Below are 17641 nucleotides of genomic sequence, written 5' to 3' on the forward strand. Positions count from 1 at the left end.
CCTAAGCACACTCTTAAGAGCACGCTTAAGAGCGCTCGCTGCCTACCCAGGCAAGGCGGCCCCCGCCGGATGGATACTCGGTTCAGGCGCTTCGGCCAACACAGCCGTTCTGTGGCTCAAATTGCTTGAGGAGCGCGCACTGATCTTCACCGATGACGATCCAACCGATGAGAGGCGCAAGCTTGTAAGGATGACGTCCGAGGGGTACGAGACCATGACTCGTTACCTCAACGACATAATCAGAATGACGTCTTCTGATCAGCGGGCCTAATCAGCCGAGGGGGCGCCGCGCCTCGAGTCCATGTTCCAGCGCATCGCAAGCTTCTACGACTTTGATCGCCGCTAACGTTGCTCCAAGCTGGTCTAAAATCACGAGTTCTTGTCTTAATCGCGCGAGGCACCCTTCCACCTGTTCAGCATCGCCATCTGGTGTCATCTTGGAGCGCATGGTGCTCTCGTAGCACAGGATGCTGAATGGGGAATGACACATTTGCACTTCGCTCCGGAATGGAACTAGCTTGATGCGTTAGTTTGTATGCTGGACAAACGCTTTCCGTGAAGCTGTCGCCAGCATTAGGTATAGGATCGTATGTCGTGACGAAGCAATCCGGACTCGACGGAGCGGACCGTATCGTCACCGGGAGATCAGGTTTGGCGCTAGCCTGACCTTAATTAGGTAAGATACTTTAGCGATATCAGCGAGTGCTCAATAATTGGCGACGCAGCAGCGCGCAAAGTGCTTCCCGCGCTTTGTTGGTCAGCGCAACATACTTCACTCGCTTGTCCCGAGTGGTCAGAGCTCGTTGGATGAGGCCTTTTTTCTCCAGCAAGTCGAGCCAACGCAAAGCGGTGGTAGCCGGGACATCTGCCGCGATGCAAGCGCTTGTGGTTGAAACCTTGCGGCCGTGATACTCAGAAACGAACAGGTCGAGGAGCATGGACCAACCTCCTTCGCCGAAGAGCTCCTCCGGTAAAAACCGGGCACGCATCTTTCGAGAGCGCAGTTCGTTTTCTGCAAGTGCGACTAAGCGCTCCAGCAACTCAGTACTCGTCCCGTTAGTTGCGCCGACCCGTTCCGATGTGAGAATGGGCTCATCATCGGATTTCATGGCACGATCGCCTATAAGCCAATCCGGTCCCTTCGCGTCGTACTCTTCTGGTTTTACTTGGAAAAATCCAGTCGAATGAACTGCACCCACCTGATGTTCCCTTCGCGCTGCTACGGTTACCCTCCCGCCCAACCCGAACAATTCCTTAAGTAAGATAGCCCAACGTTAGTTCCATACCATTTGACATATTTTTCTCGCTGACCACCTAGGTAAGTCTCCTTATGCAAACCTTTTTAGGCGACACTTTCGCATGACATGGAGCCGGGGGAGCCTTCTCGATCAAGTTGATGTCGGGGCTATAGGGCGGGAGGAAGCGCAGGGTGGCGCCGACCGCTTCGATCTTCTCCCTCACGGCTGCCCGCTTGTGGTTTGAGATATTGTCCATGATGACGATATCACCGGCGCGAAGCTCGGGCACCAGTACCTTGGTGAAGTAGGCTTCGAACCAGTCGCCGTTGATGGGTCCGTCAAGCACCATCGGCGCCACCATGCCGGTCATGCGCGAGCCAGCCACCAGCGTAGCGGTTTTGCGGTGACCATGCGGGAAGCCCATGCGCAGCCGCTCGCCCTTCGGGCAGCGGCCATGGCTGATGGTCACGAGGGCCAGCAACGCGCAACAGAAAGGATCGTCGGGCTAGAGGGAGAAGGGCAGGTGTGGAGGCCCTCTGACTACAGCGCATCTGCGAATTCGTCGCCTCTGGCTACGCTTTGCTCTCCTACATCCAACGCCAATTCTATGGTCCAGCCGCACTTGGTGATAACCGGTTATTAACCGTACGCGGCCTAGAGAAAGTTAGTCGATCCACGACATAAGCTTATCTGCCCCAAACTGGTCGCCGGCTCCGGATGGGTTCTCTGGTCCGATGTTTTCATGGAGCCGGCGACCGCCTTCTCAGATCACTCGCGGTCAGCAACGGCCTGCTTTACCGCTTTGCAAAAGGCCCGCCGAAGGGCGCAATCGTTCTGAGCGAACTCGGGGAGTCCCTGGTAGCCGTTGGCGTCCGTGTCGGACCTGCTAACACTTGATAACCCAGCTCAAATGCGTCCGCTGCGTATGAGACTCGAACCTTTTCTGTGGATGAGGTCCGAGGGTTAACAATGGGGCTTGATCCAGAACCTCTAACGGAACCTAGTTCCTTTACAGCTCATTAGGAGGAGCGTCCGAGTCCTCTTAGGAGCAGGCCAAGCCTTGGAACTCGAGTACCCGCAGCCAGCGAAAGGCCGCTGTCGCCGGGGCGCCGGGCGGTAGCTTTATCTTGACGCGGGTCTGACGACGCTGTTGATCCCAGACCCGTTGGCACGACGTTGTCGAGCATACTCTCGGCCAGTAGCTTCTTCAGCCATGAGTTTTCCTATCCTAGCGCCCGCCTCTTATGGGATACATTCAAGCCGCCGAACTGGAACTTTCATGCCTAGAGAGGTCCCAGACTTGACCATGCACGGCGGCGGGGCTTCGCCGTCGCCTAGCGCCTTTTCTGCTCCCATGAGTGATGTGCTCATCGTTGAGTATGCCTCCCTTCGTTCTCTTCCGACTGCTCGCAGTCGCACTCTAACCCTGACCTGCAAAAATCGGGATTGAACGTCACGGCGACTATCGTTGTTGACGGTGGTCGCCGAAGGATTATGCGGCTTGGACTGCGAAATATAGAAGGAAGCCTCTTCATCTATGGAACAGGAGAGGAAAAGACGCGGAATCATCCTCGCGGGCGGGTCCGGCACGCGTCTCTATCCGTTGACGCGCGGTGTGTCGAAGCAGCTCATGCCGGTCTTCGACAAGCCGATGATCTACTATCCGCTTAGCACGCTGATGCTGGCCGGGATCCGCGAAATCCTGATCATCACCACGCCCGAGGATGCCGCGCAGTTCAAGCGCGTGCTGGGCGACGGGTCGGATTTGGGGGTGCAGCTTTCCTATGAGGTCCAGCCCCGGCCGGAGGGCCTCGCGCAGGCGTTCCACATCGGCGCGGACTTCGTGCGCGGCGGCCCTTCGGCGCTGATTCTGGGCGACAACATCTTCTATGGCCACGGCCTTCCCGATCTGCTGCGCAGCGCCAACGCCCGCGATGCCGGCGCGACTGTGTTCGCCTACCGGGTCAATGATCCCGAAGCCTTCGGCGTGGTCGAGTTCGACGCGGCTGGCAAGGCGATCTCGATCGAGGAGAAGCCCCGCGTCCCCAAGTCGAACTACGCGGTGACCGGCCTCTACTTCTACGACGAGACCGTGGTCGACCGGGCGCGCGACCTTGCGCCCTCGGCCCGCGGCGAGCTCGAGATCACGGACCTCAACCGCCTCTATCTCGACGAGGGCGCGATGTCGGTCGAGATCATGGGGCGCGGCTTTGCCTGGCTCGATACCGGCACCCACGCCTCGCTGCTCGATGCCGCCACCTATGTGCGCATCACCGAGGAGCGGCAGGGCCTCAAGATCGCTTGCCCCGAGGAGATTGCCTGGCGGCAGGGCTTCATCGACGATGCGCGCCTCACGGAGATCGCCGCGCCGCTCAGGAAGTCGGGCTATGGCGAATACCTGCTCGGCCTGCTCGGCCGCCCGCACCTGCCATGAACGTCGTCGCCACCAGCCTGCCGGGCGTGCTGATCATCGAGCCCCGCGTGTTCGGCGATGCGCGCGGCTTCTTCATGGAAAGCTGGAACGCGGGCACATTCGCTGCCGCCGGCCTCGACCTTGCCTTCGTGCAGGACAACCACAGCCGCTCGCAGAAGGGCGTGCTGCGCGGCCTGCACTTCCAGAATCCGGGTCCGCAGGGCAAGCTGGTGCGGGTGACCAGCGGCGCGGTGTTCGACGTCGCGGTGGACCTGCGCGCCTCGTCGCCGACCTTCGGCCAGTGGATGGGCGTCGAACTGTCGGCCGAGAACAAGCGGATGCTGTGGGTGCCTGAGGGCTTCGCCCACGGGTTCCTGACCCTGGAGGACGACACCGACTTCCTCTACAAATGCACCGCGCCTTACGATCCCCGGACCGAGCATACGCTGGCCTGGGACGATCCGGCGGTGGGCATCGACTGGCCCGGCATCGGCATGGCGCCGCTGGTGTCCGAAAAGGACGGGCGCGGGCTCGCGCTCGCCGATGTGGAGGTGTTCGCATGAGGGTGCTGATCACGGGGGCAGGCGGCCAGCTCGGCAGCGCCTTGCAGCGGACCGCGCCTGACTGGGCGGAGATCAGCGCCATCGACGTCGAGGACTGCGACCTCACCGATGCGCCGATGCTCACCGCGCGGCTCGTGGTCGAGGCGCCCGAGGTGATCCTCAATGCCGCCGCCTACACCGCGGTCGACCGCGCCGAGAGCGATGAGGCGACCGCGCGCGCGATCAACGCCGATGCGGTGGGCGTGATGGTGGAAGCGATGGCCTCGACCGGAGGCAGGGTGGTCCACGTCTCGACCGACTATGTGTTCGACGGCTTGAGCCCGGTCGCCTACCGCCCCGAGGACGAACGCAACCCGCAGTCCGCCTATGGCCGCACCAAGGCCGAGGGCGAGGACCGCTTGCGGCCTGAGGACCTGCTGGTGCGCACCGCCTGGGTCTATGCCGCCGGCGGCGCGAACTTCGTGCGCACCATGATCCGGCTGATGAACGAGCGCGACGCGCTGGGCGTCGTCGCCGACCAGATCGGCTCGCCGACCTGGGCAACCGGCCTTGCACGCACGATCTGGGGCCTGGTCGAGAAGGGCGCCACCGGCACCTTCCACCACGCGGACGACGGCGCGATCAGCTGGCACGACTTCGCCGTCGCGATCGCCGAGGAGGCGCACGCGCTCGGGCTTGTGAAGCGGATCCCGGTGATCAACCCGCTGACCACCGCCGACTATCCCACCCCGGCGAAGCGCCCCGCGTTCTCGCTGCTCGATTGCAGCAAGACCCGCGCCCTGCTGGGCGATCGCGCGGTTCCCTGGCGCGAGAACCTGCGCCTGATGCTCGAAGAGGAAGCAAGCCTTGGCTAACGTGCTCGTGACCGGCGGGGCCGGCTTCATCGGCGGCAACTTCGTCCACTACTGGAACGCGCAGCACCCCGAGGACCGGGTGATCGTGCTCGATGCGCTGACCTATGCCGGCAACCGTGCGACCATTGCGGGCGCGCCCAATGCCGAACTGGTGGTGGGCGACATCCGCGACACCGATCTCGTCGAGCGGCTGCTGCGTGAGCACGCGATCACGACGCTCGTGCACTTCGCGGCCGAGAGCCATGTCGACCGTTCGATCACCGGGCCCGATGCCTTCATCGACACCAACATCCTGGGCACCAACAGCCTTTTGAAGGCCGCACGCGCCGTCTGGCTGGCGGGCAGCGGGACGGAGCATCGCTTCCACCACATCTCGACCGACGAGGTGTTCGGCTCGCTAGGGCCGGAGGATCCGGCGTTCAGCGAGGTGACGCCCTATGCGCCCAACTCGCCCTATTCGGCGAGCAAGGCGGCCTCGGACCACCTGGTGCGCGCCTATCACCACACCTTCGGGCTGGAGGTGACGACCAGCAACTGCTCGAACAATTACGGGCCCTACCAGTACCCCGAAAAGCTCATCCCGCTGTTCCTGCTGAACGCGCTCCACGGGCGGCCGCTGCCGATCTACGGCGACGGGATGAACGTGCGCGACTGGCTGCACGTCGAGGACCATTGCCGCGGCATCGAGGCGTGTCTCCTGAAGGGCGTGCCGGGCGAGACATACAATATCGGCGGCGGGGCGGAGCTGCCCAACATGACCGTGATCGACACCATTTGCGCCGAAGTCGACCGGGCGTTCGCGGAGGTCGAGGGCCTCGCTGCGCGCTTCCCCGACGCGCCGAGCGCGAGGGGCGAGCCCACCCGCAGCCTCAAGACCTTCGTCACCGACCGCGCGGGTCACGACCGTCGCTACGCCATCAACGAGACCAAGGCGCGCACCGAACTCGGCTATATGCCCGAGCACGGCTTCGAGGACGGCCTCAGGCAATCCCTGAGATGGTACCTCGACAACGAGCACTGGTGGAGGCCGCTCATTATCAGTTAGCCTCGCCCCGTCGCCCGCTGCGCCGGCGAAACACAAGAGCAATCGGGCGACTCGCGCTTAGGAAAAGTCTTGTCCACATGCGATTGCGCCTTTCGGGTGCACTTGCGCGATAAAATATGACCGGTGTGTGCTACCGATCCGCATTCGGATGAGCACAATCTCCTCCATTGACCCCGCTGGCTGCCTTCGGAGTGCTCGATGCCGCAGGTGCCATCAAGTCCATTGAGGTCTGGTTCCGCAGTCCGGTTATCAAGGATTGGGGAAGTGGGCGAACCATCAGATACACGCTCCTCATCTGAGCAATTAGGAGAGTAGCCGGCCCAATGCAGCCGGATCGGCTCTGCTCCTCCTGCCCTGAAGCAAGTTAGATACAACAAATCTTAAGGGGTTTGACCTCCTCCGGCTGGCTTCCTCGATTCAGTTCAGAGTCTGCCATGAGCGTGCACTGCTACCGAACGTTGGACCACTCGGATCTTGAGTTCTCCTCCTTCCTCAGGTCCGGTGAGCTGGTTTCAACGGCTGAGGTTGGCAGCATGATTAAGGGGATAATTGATCGAATGGAGTAGGGCACTGTGTTGACATCGCGCCCCTCCATGCGGATCAACCATTGCTAATTTCAAATAAAATTGACTAGTGTAGTCAATTAATTGGAATATTATGTTCACCCGGATTAATGAAAGATGTCGACATCAGTCGGATCGGGATACCGCATCTCGGGGGCAGCTGTTGAAGCGTTGCACTTAGCGCTTATGATGTCAGTGGCGTACCTTTTTTGTCGATAACTGCATGATCACTTCATCGGTGACTGCGGCGAAGGGCTGGGTGATTAGCTCGGGCAACGGGGCCAGTTCTTGCAGACCGCCCCTCATACTCGTGCTACTCATTACCTGAGTTAACTTTGGGCCGTGCGTCATCTCGCATGAGCACATTCTAGGGTTGCGTTTTCAGGACCTACCGACGTTATCGACAGAGTGTCTCGTTGGGAACTTTCTTCGTTGCCCGAAGTATCTCTATAGCGCTACTCAAGAGGCACCGGCGACGATTTCGGCAATGCGTCGGCTGGCGGTGCCGTCGCCGTACGGGTTGTGCGCGCGAGCCATAGCCTGATAGTCTTCGGGCCGGTCAAGCAAGCGCGTGGCTTCCGCGATGATGGCCGCTGGATCGGTCCCGACCAGCTGCGCTGTTCCCGCAGCTATGCCTTCGGGCCGCTCGGTCGTATCGCGCATGACTAGCACCGGTTTCCCGAGACTCGGTGCCTCTTCCTGAATGCCACCGGAGTCGGTTAGGACAATCTCGCTCGCGTCCATCATTGCGACGAAATCGAGGTAGTCCAAAGGGTCGAGGAGCGCGATGTTGTCGTAACCGGCGAGTGCGGGGCGCATGACCTTCACAACGTTGGGATTAGGGTGAAGCGGATAGATGATTGCCACATCATCGCGCGCTGCAAGCTGCTGCAGAGCTTGTGCAATGCCTGCCATACCGGCACCGAAGTTCTCGCGACGGTGAGCCGTCACTGCGATGATCCGCCTGCTCGCGAAGCGCGCCTTCAGAGGCGCGATTGCAGGTGCGAGCGCCGGATCCGCAGCAAGCCGGTTGCGGGCGTGCAACAGGGCATCGATGACCGTGTTGCCGGTCACGTGTATCGCAGAGTGGGCCACGTTTTCAGCGCGTAACGCAGCAGCCGCGGTCTCGGTAGGGGCGAAGTGGAGGTCAGCGATCACCCCGGTGACCTTGCGGTTCACCTCCTCGGGCCAAGGCGAGTAGATGTCGCCGCTGCGCAAGCCGGCCTCGACATGGCCCACGGGGACCCGCCGGAAGTAGCATGCAAGGCTTGCAATCATGGTGGTCAGCGTGTCGCCGTGCACTAGCACCCGATCGGGACGTAAGCTGTCCAATGCCTCTCCGAACCGCGTCAGGATGCGGCTCGCAAGACCATCCAAGGATTGGTTCGGGAGCATCAAGTCGAGGTCGAGATCGGGTATCAGTCCGGCCAGCGAGAGAACACTGTCGAGCAACTCGCGGTGTTGTGCGGTGACCACCACCCTTACGTCGAACAGCCCAGTCTCGCGCAGCGCGAAGACCACCGGGAACATCTTGATCGCTTCCGGCCGGGTGCCGAAGGTCACCACGATGCGCGGCTTCGCGCGCTCCGACTTCATCGCCGCAGCATGCCCCGCGTGTCGAACACCAGCTTGCCCGCAAGGTCCTGCGGAGAAAGGTGCCGGAACGCGGTGTGGTCGACGAGCACCACGACAATCTCCGCCTGCCTGAGCGCGGCGTCAAGCGTCACCAGCTGCGCGCCGGTGGCGTCGAATGCGCCGGGCAGTTCTTCGGTGAAGGGTTCGACCACCAGGATGCGCTCCCCGTGGGTATGGGCCAGCGCCTCGGCGATCTCAAGTGCGGGGCTTTCGCGGAAGTCGTCGATGTCGGGCTTGAAGGAGAGGCCGAGCAGGGCGACCTTGCCGTCCGGCGCAGCCTTCAGCAGCGCGCGGATCTTCGCCGCGGTGTGGACCGCCTTGTGGTCGTTGACCTCGCGGGCGGTCCGCACCAGCCGCGCCGCCTCGGGAGCGCCCGCGACCAAGAACCACGGGTCGACCGCGATGCAGTGCCCGCCGACGCCCGGGCCCGGCTGGAGGATGTTGACCCGCGGGTGGCGGTTGGCGAGGCGGATCACCTCCCACACGTCGACGCCGATCACGTCGGCGATCATCGACAGCTCGTTGGCGAAGGCGATGTTGACGTCGCGAAACGAATTTTCGACCAACTTGACCGTCTCGGCCACGCGAGCTGTCGTGTAGAGGCAGTCACCCTTGACGAAGCTGGTGTAGAGGACCGCTGCGCGCTCGGCGCAGGCCGGGGTGACGCCGCCGACCACGCGATCGTTGTGCACCAGTTCATTGACGATCCGGCCCGGCAGCACACGCTCGGGGCAGTAGGCGAGCGCAATATCCGCCTCCTGCGTGCCGCCCTCCTGCGGGATCACCAGATCGGGGCGCAGTTCCGCGATGATGGCACCGACCCGCTCGGTGGTTCCGACCGGCGAGGTGCTCTCGATGATCACGCACGCGCCAGGGAGGATCTTAGGCGCGATTGCGCGCGCGGCCGCTTCCACATAGGAGATGTCCGGCGTGGAGTCGGGCCCGAGCGGGGTGGGCACAGCAATCATGTAGAAACTTGCCGTCGGCACCACGGTCGTGGCGACTAGGGTCTGCGCGGCGATCGCTTCCCGCACCAGCTTGTCGAGGTCCCGCTCCTCGATGTGCACGCCCCCGGCGTTGACCGTCTCAACGACCCGGCGCGACACGTCGACCCCGCATACGCTCCAGCCGAAGCTGGCGAGCAGCGCGGCTGTCGGCAGGCCAATGTAGCCGAGTCCGATCACAGCAACCTGGTGCTCAGGCTCCGGCACACCGGGCGCCTTGCGCCCAAGTACTGTATTGGCATCGAATGGCGCGTTCATGCGATCTCTGTCCAGGTTCTGCCCCAGAACCATGTCCGCGAAGCCTTAAGATCGCGTTAGGCTTGCCGTTGCTTTCACCATCGGCGCCGAACGGTCTTGCCTGTACCTTCACCAGAGGAGACACCCTCTCGGAATGCTCCAAGTCCATCGAGCGACAAGGGAACTGGTCGCCTTATCATGATGGTTTTGCTCATCATCATCTTTTCTCGAAAGGGGCTGAAGCCGAGCATAGTGCCTGTGCACCAAAGATTATCTGCAGGATCGAAAAAATGATGAGGTGCGCGGCGGGCCGACACTGCAACGGGCGATGATTCCCGGAGGACTGCAACGCCAGTTAGCCAAGCTCCGCCATCCAGCGGCATCGCAGTTCAATTGATGCGGCAGCGCAATCAAATTGGCGAAGACCAAGTATTGCGTACCAAAATCGTGACACGGACTCTTGAGATACATGTGTAGATTATGCATCATTGATCATATGCCATGTAGACAGGTGTAAGAGAATCAGCCATCATACGTTATCGCATTTCTAGACTCCGAGTGGGCTGTATAATAACTTTCGTATGAGGGAGAGGTATAATGCTGGGCTGCGGCCACTATATCTTGGGTCAGGTGGCGAGGTTTCGCGGCTACTACGATGATCAGCCAGGTGTCACACGGATCTTCAGGCAGGGGCAATTGATTGTCATAACGCGGATCGAGGGTGAGGGCGCGTATAGATGCGCAGCGCTAAGCGCAGAGGGTTTGCCCGATGAGGGCGAGACCGATCTCGTTTTGGCGGAAGAGATCTGCTCTAGGATCCATTTTGCAGACTTGCCTTGAATTCACATCCCGAGCGTTCATCACTGACTCGAAGGTTTCACTGAAGCACTCGGAGTGCGATCGCGAGTTCATGTGCGGGACGTCTCCTCAGCGTCTGCTATGCCCTCAGAGATCGATCCTGTGATGGAGCGCGATCGATCTACGCGGCCAACTGTCCCAAGCCATGGTGTTGGGTTGTGCTCGGATTACAGAAAATGAGACGCGCATAGCCGGGTTTGTAACAATTATCGTTTGCGACGTCTGTTTTCCAATCGGTGCGACAACGTAAGCAAAATCAAGCTACTCATCTCCATAGTCGATAAGTGCCCGCCGCCCTTGTCTCAGCACCTCGTTGACGAGCTTGCGATGGGCAATCATCTCCTGCGTGTAAAGGCCATGCTTGAACGCGTTCCGGTTGCCGGCAGTGGCCCCCGACCTGCTCGCTCCGCCGTGCATCCTGCAACGTGCCTTCCCCTTCACTGCTGGCGATCTGCAAGGCTTTCCAGAACGTGTTCTCGCACCGCATCTCGTCGATGCCAACATTGCGCGAACATCTCTGGGGTGACTCTTGCTCGTCGTCATCTAAAGCCTCGCGACCGTTTGAAGGCATTCAGGCTCCTCGCTGAGAACAGCGTCGATGCTTTGCTCAGTAAGCAAGCTAGGTGGTACGATTTGTTGCCGGCTGCGTCGCTTATGTGCTCCGCACTTCACAATCTCGGTTGAATTCGAAGCATCCGAGTCAACACCCCTTGAGGCCCTCACTCGCTCACGTGTTGTGGTTACGTGCTCAACGCGAATAGTCTGCTGCCCTCGTCCGCGCCGCTTATCAAGTGAGGCAAGATGCCTCTCGTAGAGGCTCGAAAGCCGCACGCCGTTGCGCAGGTACATCTCGGTGACTTGTGCGGGCTGTTGGCTTGCCATGGCTCGCCGCATGCATTCCATGGCTGCATTGTGGAGGGTGACCATCTGGGCAGCTAACATCCCTTCCTTCAGGTCGCGAGGCCCGATTTCCTCGAGCATCGCTATGGCAGCTCCGATTGATGCCTCACACTGATCCGTTGTTCTCCAAGGCGAGTTCGGGATCGAAGCAGCGATACCTATTGCCATTTCAGCATGAACTTCGGATCGACTGGATCCTGTTGCTCGCCGTAAGCCTTCCTTGGTGATGCCAAACGGGTTCGGTGCCCTTCGGGCTCCATTCTCAGGCTCCGAACTAGCTTTGTTGGTCATCTTCTGCACCCTCCTTATACCGCTGATTTCGGGTGCCTTCCCGTGAAATCAAGATGCCCCTTTCGTACTGTGCAAGGGCTCGTTTTTGCGATTTCGTTTTTCCCCCTCCCCCTACCCTCCACCTGCAGAGCAGAGTAGTGATCTGCACCAGGTTGTGCCGATCGTCTGCAGAGCGCGTCCGATCTTCTGCCGCTACCGCCGTTGGCATAACGCAACCGTCAGGCGAGGGCCGCCAGCACAATACCCGCCAGTTCACGGCGGCAGATCAGGAGATCCGGGATGTCGGTCTGCGGGTTGTTGTACGTAAGGGGGGCGCCATCGAGGTGCGAGCAATGCAGGCCGAACGCCGTGGCGACGGCTGTTGGCGCGCAGCTGTCCCACTCGTGTTGCCCTCCCGAATGGACATAGGCTTCAGCCTCGCCACGCACTACCGCCATCGCCTTGGCGCCTGCACTGCCCATCGCCACCAGAACGCCATCGATGGCCACAGCCAGCAGTTCCGCTTCGGCAGGAGGGCGGGTGCGGCTGATCACGATGCGTGGAGTCGATGCCGCCGGAGGCAGTGGCTGCGGCTGGTCCGACCGCAACACGATGCCGCCTCCCAGCCCCGGCAAAGCCACCGCGCCGACGCACGGCGCGCCGTCGATGGCCAACGCGACATGAACGGCCCAGTCGCTGCGGCCTTCGCTGTATTCGCGCGTTCCGTCGACCGGATCGACGACCCACACCCGGCTTCTGGAGAGGCGCGCGGGATTGTCCCGTTCCTCTTCGGACAGCAGGCCATCGGCGGGCCGGGCGGATCGCAGCGCATCGCACAGGTAGCGATTGGCAGCCGCGTCACCGGCCATCCCCAGCGCCTTGCCGGCAAGGCCCGAGGTCTCGCGCACTTCCATCAGGAGGCGTCCGGCCTCATGCGCCAAGTGGGCCGCGAGTGCGGCGTCGGTCATCGATGCGAGGTTCATTTCAGCGGCAGGATGCGGTCGATGATGTAGCGTGCGGCCTCCGCCGCCGTCATGTCCACCGTGTTGACGCGGATTTCGGGGTATTCCGGCGGCTCGTAAGGGCTGTCGATACCGGTGAAGTTCTTCAATTTGCCCTCGCGCGCCTTCTTGTAGAGCCCTTTCACGTCGCGCGCCTCGACCACTTCGAGCGGGGTGTCGACGAAGATTTCTATGAACTCGCCTTCGGGGAGCATCTTGCGCACCATTTCGCGCTCGGCCCGGAAGGGGCTGATGAAGGCGGTGAGCACGATCAGGCCCGCATCCGCCATTAGCTTGGCCACTTCGCCCACGCGGCGGATGTTCTCGATCCGGTCGGTCTCGGTAAAGCCGAGATCGCGGTTGAGGCCATGGCGGACATTGTCGCCATCAAGCAGGAAGGTGTGGCGGTTCATCAGGAACAGCTGCTTTTCGACTTCGTTGGCGATGGTCGACTTGCCTGAGCCCGAAAGGCCGGTGAACCACAGCACGCGCGGTGTCTGGTTCTTCATCCCCGCGTGATCCTCGCGGGTGATCGCGACCGGCTGCCAGTGGACATTGTCGGCACGGCGCAAGGAGAATGCGATCATCCCGGCAGCGACCGTGGCGTTGGTGAACTTGTCGATCAGGATGAACCCGCCGAGCTGGCGGTTCGCCTCGTAAGGCTCGAAGGCGATCGGGCGGTCGGTGGCGAATTCGGCGACGCCGATGGCGTTCAAGGTGAGCGTCCTGGCCGCGAGATGCTCAAGGGAGTTGACGTCGATCTCATACTTGGGCGGCTGCACGGTGGCGGTGACCGTCTGGGTGCCGATCTTCAGCCAGTAGCCGCGGCCCGGCTTGAGCGCGGCTTCGTCCATCCACACGAAGGTCGCGCAGAACTGGTCCGAGGCCTGCGGCGGATCGCCGGCGGCTGCGATCAGATCCCCGCGGCTGCAATCGACCTCGTCGGCCAGCGTGATGGTGACGGATTGGCCCGCCACCGCTTCATCAAGATCGCCGTCGAAGGTGCTGATGGTCTTGACGGTCGAGGTCTTGCCCGAAGGCACAATCCGCACCGCATCGCCCGGACGGATCGTGCCGCTGGCGATCTGCCCGGCGAACCCGCGGAAGTCGAGGTTCGGGCGGTTGACCCACTGCACCGGCATCCGGAACGGCGCGCCCTGCGCTGCGGCGGTGTCGAGTTCGACTGTCTCCAGATGATGGATCAGCGACGGCCCTTCGTACCACGGCGTGTTGGCCGAAGCGGCGGTGATATTGTCGCCCTTGAAGCCCGAGATCGGAAGGGCGGTGAAACCGGCAATCCCGATACTGGTCGCGAAGGCGCGGTAATCGGCCACGATCCGGTCGAACACGCCCTGATCATAGCCCACCAGATCCATCTTGTTCACCGCCAGCACCACGTGGCGGATGCCGAGGAGGTGGACGAGATAGGAATGCCGCCGCGTCTGTTGGAGCACGCCCTTGCGCGCGTCGACAAGGATCACGGCGAGGTCGGCGGTCGAGGCGCCGGTCACCATGTTGCGGGTGTATTGTTCATGCCCCGGCGTGTCGGCGACGATGAACTTGCGCTTCTCGGTGGTGAAAAAGCGGTAGGCGACGTCGATCGTGATCCCCTGCTCGCGCTCGGCGGCGAGGCCGTCGACCAGCAGGGCAAAATCGATCTCAGCGCCTTGCGTGCCGTGCTTGATGCTGTCGCTTTCCAGCGCGGCGAGCTGATCCTCGAAGATCATCTTGCTGTCATACAGCAGCCGCCCGATCAGGGTCGACTTGCCATCATCCACGCTGCCGCAGGTGATGAAGCGCAGCAGGCTCTTGTGCTGATGCGCGTCGAGATAGGCGTCGATATCCTTGGCGATGAGGGCGTCGGTCCGGAAGGAGGAGGAGGGCGTGTCCATCAAAAATACCCCTCCTGCTTCTTGTCTTCCATGCTGGCCGATTGCCCCTTGTCGATCGCGCGGCCCTGGCGTTCCGATCCGGTGGCGAGCAGCATTTCCTGGATGATGTCGTTCATTGCGATCGCATCGCTCTCGGTCGCGCCGGTCAGCGGATAGCAGCCCAGCGTGCGGAACCGCACCGAGCGCATCACCGGCGCCTCGCCCGGCTCCAGCCGAAAGCGGTCATCGTCCACCACCAGCAGCATCCCGTCGCGCTGCACCGTCGGGCGGGGCTTGCTGAAATAGAGCGGCACGATGTCGATCTTTTCGAGCGCGATATATTGCCAGATGTCGAGCTCGGTCCAGTTCGAGATCGGGAAGACGCGGATGCTTTCGCCCTTGGCCTTCTTCGCGTTGTAGAGGTTCCACAGCTCCGGGCGCTGGTTCTTCGGGTCCCAGCGGTGCGCGGCGTTGCGGAAGGAGAAGATGCGCTCCTTGGCGCGCGCCTTCTCCTCGTCGCGTCGCCCGCCGCCGAAGGCCGCGTCGAAGCCGTGGGTGGTCAGCGCGCGCTTCAGGGGATCGGTGAGCTGCGCCTGCGAGTATAGGGCGCTGCCGGTGTCGAAGGGGTTGATCCCCTGCGCCTCGGCCTCCTCGTTCGCGGCAACGATCAGCTTCAGGCCGTATTCGCGCACCGTGCGGTCGCGGTGGGCGAGCAGGTCCTGAAAGTCCCATCCGCTGGCGACGTGCAGCATTGGAAACGGCACCGGGGCAGGGTGGAAGGCCTTGCGCGCCAGATGCAGCATCACCGAGGAATCCTTGCCCACCGAATAGAGCATCACCGGGTTCTCCGCCTCGGCGACGACCTCGCGGAAGATGTGAATGCTCTCGGCCTCGAGCCGCTCGAGATGGGTCAGATTGCGCATGGGCGAGCAGTTAGACCCTCATTTGCCAGCAACAAGCAAGTTTGCCTTTCGGCCTGGGAAGGCGAGGCTTGCCCTCGATCGTCTGGCGCGCTTAGAGCGGCGGCAAAGGGAGAGATCACATGAGCCAGCCGACCGGGCCGCTTACGGGCCTGCGCGTTCTCGAATTCGCCGGCATCGGGCCGGGCCCGCACGTCGCCATGCTGCTTGCCGACCTCGGTGCGCAGGTGGTGCGCATCGACCGGCCGGGGGCGCAGGTGACCAACCCGGTCGTGGAGCGGGCGCGGCACCGGCTGGCGCTCGACCTCAAAAGCGAGGAGGGCAAGGCCGCTGTCCGGGGCGCCGCCGCCAGCGCCGATGTGCTGATCGAAGGCTTCCGCCCCGGCGTGATGGAGCGGCTGGGGCTCGGGCCGGAAGATCTGCTCGGTCTGAACCCCCGCCTCGTCTATGCGCGCATGACAGGCTGGGGGCAGGACGGACCGCTCGCCCAGGCCGCAGGGCACGACATCAACTACATCGCGATCACCGGGGCGCTCGCGGCGGTGGGCCGCGGGGGCGAGACCGCGATCCCGCCGCAGAACCTCGTCGGCGATTTCGGCGGCGGGTCGATGTATTGCGCCTTCGGGATCATGGCCGCGCTCTACGAACGCGAACGCTCCGGCAAGGGGCAAGTGGTCGACGCCGCGATCGTCGACGGGGCGACCAGCCTGATGAGCTTCTTCTTCGGGGTGCGCCATGTGCCGCACCTCTCGACCGAGCGGGGCAGGGGGATGCTCGGCGGGGCGGCGCATTTCTATCGCTGCTTCACCTGCGCTGATGGCAAGGAGGTCAGTCTCGGCGCGATCGAGCCGCAGTTCTACGCCGAGATGCTGGCCAAGGCGGGGGCGCCTGCCGATCTTGCGAACGGCCAGATGAACCCCGCCAACTGGGACGCCTATGCCGAACAGCTCGCCGCGCTGTTCCTCACCAAGACCCAGGCCGAGTGGTGCGAGTTGCTCGAAGGCACCGATGCCTGCTTCGCCCCCGTGCTCGGGATCGAGGAGGCGCGCGCGCATCCACACATGAAGGCCCGCAGCGCCTATGTGGAGCATGACGGAATGTGGCACACCGCCCCCGCGCCGCGCTTCAGTCGCACGCCGGGCGCTGTCCGGTCGAGCGCTGACGACGGTGCCGAGGTGGTCGCGCGCTGGGGAGGGGCATCTTGATGGCTGGCAAGTTCTTCGAGGAATGGCAGGTCGGCGAGCGGATTGAGCACCCGATCCGCCGTACCGTGACCGAGACCGACAACCTGCTGTTCTCCACGATGACCCACAACCCGCAGCCGCTCCACCTCGATATCGAAGCGGCCAAGGCGAGCGGCTTCGGGCAGATCCTAGTCAATTCCACCTTCACCTTCAGCCTGCTGGTCGGGCTTTCGGTGGGCGAGACGACGCTGGGCACGCTCGTCGCCAATCTCGGGTTCAACAATGTCGTGACTCCGAAGCCCGTGTTCATCGGCGACACCCTGCGGGCGACGTCTGAGGTCAAGGAACTGCGGGAGAGCAAGTCGCGGTCCGACGCCGGGATCGTCGCCTGGGTGCACGAGATGTGGAACCAGCGCGACGAGATGGTGTGCCGCTGCGAGCGGACCGCGCTGATCCGGCGCAAGGGCTGAGCGCCGACGGGGCCGTTACCTGGTCACGACCTCGCCGCCCAGCGCCTGCCACAGCACGATCCGCGCTCGCTGCGCCCTGCCGAGCGCGGCCGCCGCGCTCTCGCCGCTCGAATCCGCCGCACGGCGTGCCTCGAGCACGTCAAGGAAGCTCGCAAGCCCTGCCTTGTAGCGGGTCTCCGCGATCGCCGCCGCGCGGGCAAGCTGATCGCGCTGGCTGACGGCGAGATCAGCCTCGGCGTCGGCGGCGGCGACCACGCCGTAGGCGCCTTCCGCATCCCCCAGCGCCTGATAGACAGCCCCGCGATAGGCGGCGAAGGCGGCGCGCTTGTTCGCGGCGGCCGCGTCAATCTGCGCGGCCACCCGCCCGAAATCGAGCAGCGGCCCGGCAATCCCGCTGGTCAGCGTGCCGACCACGGAGTCGTCGAAGAAGTCCCCGGGCCGGAACGAGAGCAGTCCGATCACCCCCGACAGCGTGATGCGCGGGAACCGTGCCCGTGCCGCAGCGGCGAGATCGGCGTCGGTCGCGGCGAGTTCGGCGGCGGCGGCGGCGACGTCGGGCCGGTTGGCGAGGAGGTCGGAGGGCAGGCTGGCGGGCGCTGCCGCAGGCGCGAGCGT

Annotated in this window: 16 protein-coding genes and 2 pseudogenes; 8 read left to right on the forward strand and 10 right to left on the reverse strand. The window is 62.9% G+C overall.

Annotation, left to right across the window (positions count from 1 at the left end; translation table 11 throughout):
• Positions 1-271: pseudogene (locus OPU67_RS15745) on the forward strand (hypothetical protein); the annotation flags it as partial.
• Here OPU67_RS15745 and OPU67_RS15750 read toward each other — a convergent pair.
• The 3 genes and pseudogenes from OPU67_RS15750 to OPU67_RS15760 all read right to left on the reverse strand — a co-directional run.
• A complete protein-coding gene (locus tag OPU67_RS15750; protein WP_267621327.1) occupies positions 272-448 on the reverse strand; it encodes a hypothetical protein in 177 nt (58 codons plus the stop codon).
• Between the two features lie 247 nt (positions 449-695).
• The gene (locus tag OPU67_RS15755) at positions 696-1109 is read right to left on the reverse strand and encodes a hypothetical protein (protein ID WP_267621329.1); all 414 of its coding nucleotides are present in this window, start codon (positions 1107-1109) and stop codon (positions 696-698) included.
• Positions 1110-1377: 268 nt separating this feature from the next.
• A pseudogene (locus tag OPU67_RS15760) lies at positions 1378-1698 on the reverse strand (transposase); the annotation flags it as partial.
• Between the two features lie 1077 nt (positions 1699-2775).
• On the opposite strand from OPU67_RS15760, the gene rfbA reads away from it, so the two are divergent.
• From rfbA to rfbB, 4 genes are read left to right on the forward strand one after another with little or no spacing between them, the layout of a single operon-like run.
• On the forward strand, positions 2776-3672 hold the full coding sequence (rfbA, locus tag OPU67_RS15765) for a glucose-1-phosphate thymidylyltransferase RfbA (RefSeq protein ID WP_267621330.1): 897 nt from the start codon (positions 2776-2778) through the stop codon (positions 3670-3672).
• Positions 3669-4214: a dTDP-4-dehydrorhamnose 3,5-epimerase gene (gene rfbC, locus OPU67_RS15770; RefSeq protein ID WP_267621332.1), complete on the forward strand. Its 546-nt coding sequence runs from the start codon at positions 3669-3671 to the stop codon at positions 4212-4214. Before rfbA ends, rfbC begins: the two co-directional genes overlap by 4 nt.
• Positions 4211-5068: a dTDP-4-dehydrorhamnose reductase gene (gene rfbD / locus OPU67_RS15775; RefSeq protein ID WP_267621334.1), complete on the forward strand. Its 858-nt coding sequence runs from the start codon at positions 4211-4213 to the stop codon at positions 5066-5068. The genes rfbC and rfbD overlap by 4 nt, the downstream gene beginning before the upstream one ends.
• Positions 5061-6113 (forward strand): dTDP-glucose 4,6-dehydratase, encoded by a 1053-nt coding sequence (rfbB, locus tag OPU67_RS15780; RefSeq protein WP_267621336.1) that lies wholly within the window; start codon positions 5061-5063, stop codon positions 6111-6113. The genes rfbD and rfbB overlap by 8 nt, the downstream gene beginning before the upstream one ends.
• A 1022-nt stretch (positions 6114-7135) precedes the next feature.
• Here the strand turns inward: rfbB and wecB are convergent.
• The 3 genes from wecB to OPU67_RS16395 form a co-directional block, all read right to left on the reverse strand.
• Complete coding sequence (gene wecB / locus OPU67_RS15785) at positions 7136-8272, reverse strand: non-hydrolyzing UDP-N-acetylglucosamine 2-epimerase (RefSeq protein WP_267621338.1); 1137 nt, start codon at positions 8270-8272, stop codon at positions 7136-7138.
• A complete protein-coding gene (gene wecC / locus OPU67_RS15790; RefSeq protein ID WP_267621339.1) occupies positions 8269-9573 on the reverse strand; it encodes a UDP-N-acetyl-D-mannosamine dehydrogenase in 1305 nt (434 codons plus the stop codon). The genes wecB and wecC overlap by 4 nt, the downstream gene beginning before the upstream one ends.
• A gap of 1098 nt (positions 9574-10671) precedes the next feature.
• Positions 10672-10851, reverse strand: a complete 180-nt coding sequence (locus OPU67_RS16395) for a hypothetical protein (protein WP_420709036.1) — start codon at positions 10849-10851, stop codon at positions 10672-10674.
• On the opposite strand from OPU67_RS16395, the gene OPU67_RS15795 reads away from it, so the two are divergent.
• Positions 10772-10936 carry a hypothetical protein gene (locus tag OPU67_RS15795; RefSeq protein ID WP_267621341.1) on the forward strand — a complete coding sequence of 55 codons (165 nt, stop codon included), beginning with the start codon at positions 10772-10774 and terminating at the stop codon, positions 10934-10936. The genes OPU67_RS16395 and OPU67_RS15795 overlap by 80 nt on opposite strands.
• Before the next feature lie 883 nt (positions 10937-11819).
• Here OPU67_RS15795 and OPU67_RS15800 read toward each other — a convergent pair.
• The 3 genes from OPU67_RS15800 to cysD are packed head-to-tail and all read right to left on the reverse strand — an operon-like array spanning position 11820 to position 15375.
• Entirely contained in the window at positions 11820-12548 is a 729-nt protein-coding gene (locus OPU67_RS15800) for a 3'(2'),5'-bisphosphate nucleotidase CysQ (RefSeq protein WP_267621343.1), read from the reverse strand.
• Positions 12549-12559: 11 nt separating this feature from the next.
• Positions 12560-14473, reverse strand: a complete 1914-nt coding sequence (gene cysN / locus OPU67_RS15805; RefSeq protein WP_267621345.1) for a sulfate adenylyltransferase subunit CysN — start codon at positions 14471-14473, stop codon at positions 12560-12562.
• Positions 14473-15375 (reverse strand): sulfate adenylyltransferase subunit CysD, encoded by a 903-nt coding sequence (gene cysD, locus OPU67_RS15810; protein WP_267621347.1) that lies wholly within the window; start codon positions 15373-15375, stop codon positions 14473-14475. The genes cysN and cysD overlap by 1 nt, the downstream gene beginning before the upstream one ends.
• A 119-nt stretch (positions 15376-15494) precedes the next feature.
• Between cysD and OPU67_RS15815 the strand changes: the two genes are divergently transcribed.
• Together OPU67_RS15815 and OPU67_RS15820 are read left to right on the forward strand one after the other, a co-directional pair.
• The gene (locus OPU67_RS15815) at positions 15495-16577 is read left to right on the forward strand and encodes a CaiB/BaiF CoA transferase family protein (protein WP_267621349.1); all 1083 of its coding nucleotides are present in this window, start codon (positions 15495-15497) and stop codon (positions 16575-16577) included.
• Entirely contained in the window at positions 16577-17026 is a 450-nt protein-coding gene (locus OPU67_RS15820; RefSeq protein WP_267621351.1) for a MaoC family dehydratase, read from the forward strand. Before OPU67_RS15815 ends, OPU67_RS15820 begins: the two co-directional genes overlap by 1 nt.
• Positions 17027-17041: 15 nt before the next feature.
• Here OPU67_RS15820 and OPU67_RS15825 read toward each other — a convergent pair.
• Positions 17042-17641 (reverse strand): TolC family protein (locus OPU67_RS15825; protein WP_267621353.1); only part of this gene is annotated, 600 nt, incomplete at its 5' end.

This window comes from Erythrobacter sp. WG (assembly GCF_026586795.1).
Classification (GTDB): Bacteria; Pseudomonadota; Alphaproteobacteria; order Sphingomonadales; family Sphingomonadaceae; genus Erythrobacter.

What these genes read in the sequence shown, in the direction of transcription:
- OPU67_RS15750 (WP_267621327.1), bottom strand. Translation starts at nt 448, where the DNA reads ATGCGCTCCAAGATGACACCAGATGGCGATGCTGAACAGGTGGAAGGG.
- OPU67_RS15755 (WP_267621329.1), bottom strand. Translation starts at nt 1,109, where the DNA reads ATGAAATCCGATGATGAGCCCATTCTCACATCGGAACGGGTCGGCGCA.
- rfbA (WP_267621330.1), top strand. Translation starts at nt 2,776, where the DNA reads ATGGAACAGGAGAGGAAAAGACGCGGAATCATCCTCGCGGGCGGGTCC.
- rfbC (WP_267621332.1), top strand. Translation starts at nt 3,669, where the DNA reads ATGAACGTCGTCGCCACCAGCCTGCCGGGCGTGCTGATCATCGAGCCC.
- rfbD (WP_267621334.1), top strand. Translation starts at nt 4,211, where the DNA reads ATGAGGGTGCTGATCACGGGGGCAGGCGGCCAGCTCGGCAGCGCCTTG.
- wecB (WP_267621338.1), bottom strand. Translation starts at nt 8,272, where the DNA reads ATGAAGTCGGAGCGCGCGAAGCCGCGCATCGTGGTGACCTTCGGCACC.
- wecC (WP_267621339.1), bottom strand. Translation starts at nt 9,573, where the DNA reads ATGAACGCGCCATTCGATGCCAATACAGTACTTGGGCGCAAGGCGCCC.
- OPU67_RS15800 (WP_267621343.1), bottom strand. Translation starts at nt 12,548, where the DNA reads ATGACCGACGCCGCACTCGCGGCCCACTTGGCGCATGAGGCCGGACGC.
- cysN (WP_267621345.1), bottom strand. Translation starts at nt 14,473, where the DNA reads ATGGACACGCCCTCCTCCTCCTTCCGGACCGACGCCCTCATCGCCAAG.
- cysD (WP_267621347.1), bottom strand. Translation starts at nt 15,375, where the DNA reads ATGCGCAATCTGACCCATCTCGAGCGGCTCGAGGCCGAGAGCATTCAC.
- OPU67_RS15815 (WP_267621349.1), top strand. Translation starts at nt 15,495, where the DNA reads ATGAGCCAGCCGACCGGGCCGCTTACGGGCCTGCGCGTTCTCGAATTC.
- OPU67_RS15820 (WP_267621351.1), top strand. Translation starts at nt 16,577, where the DNA reads ATGGCTGGCAAGTTCTTCGAGGAATGGCAGGTCGGCGAGCGGATTGAG.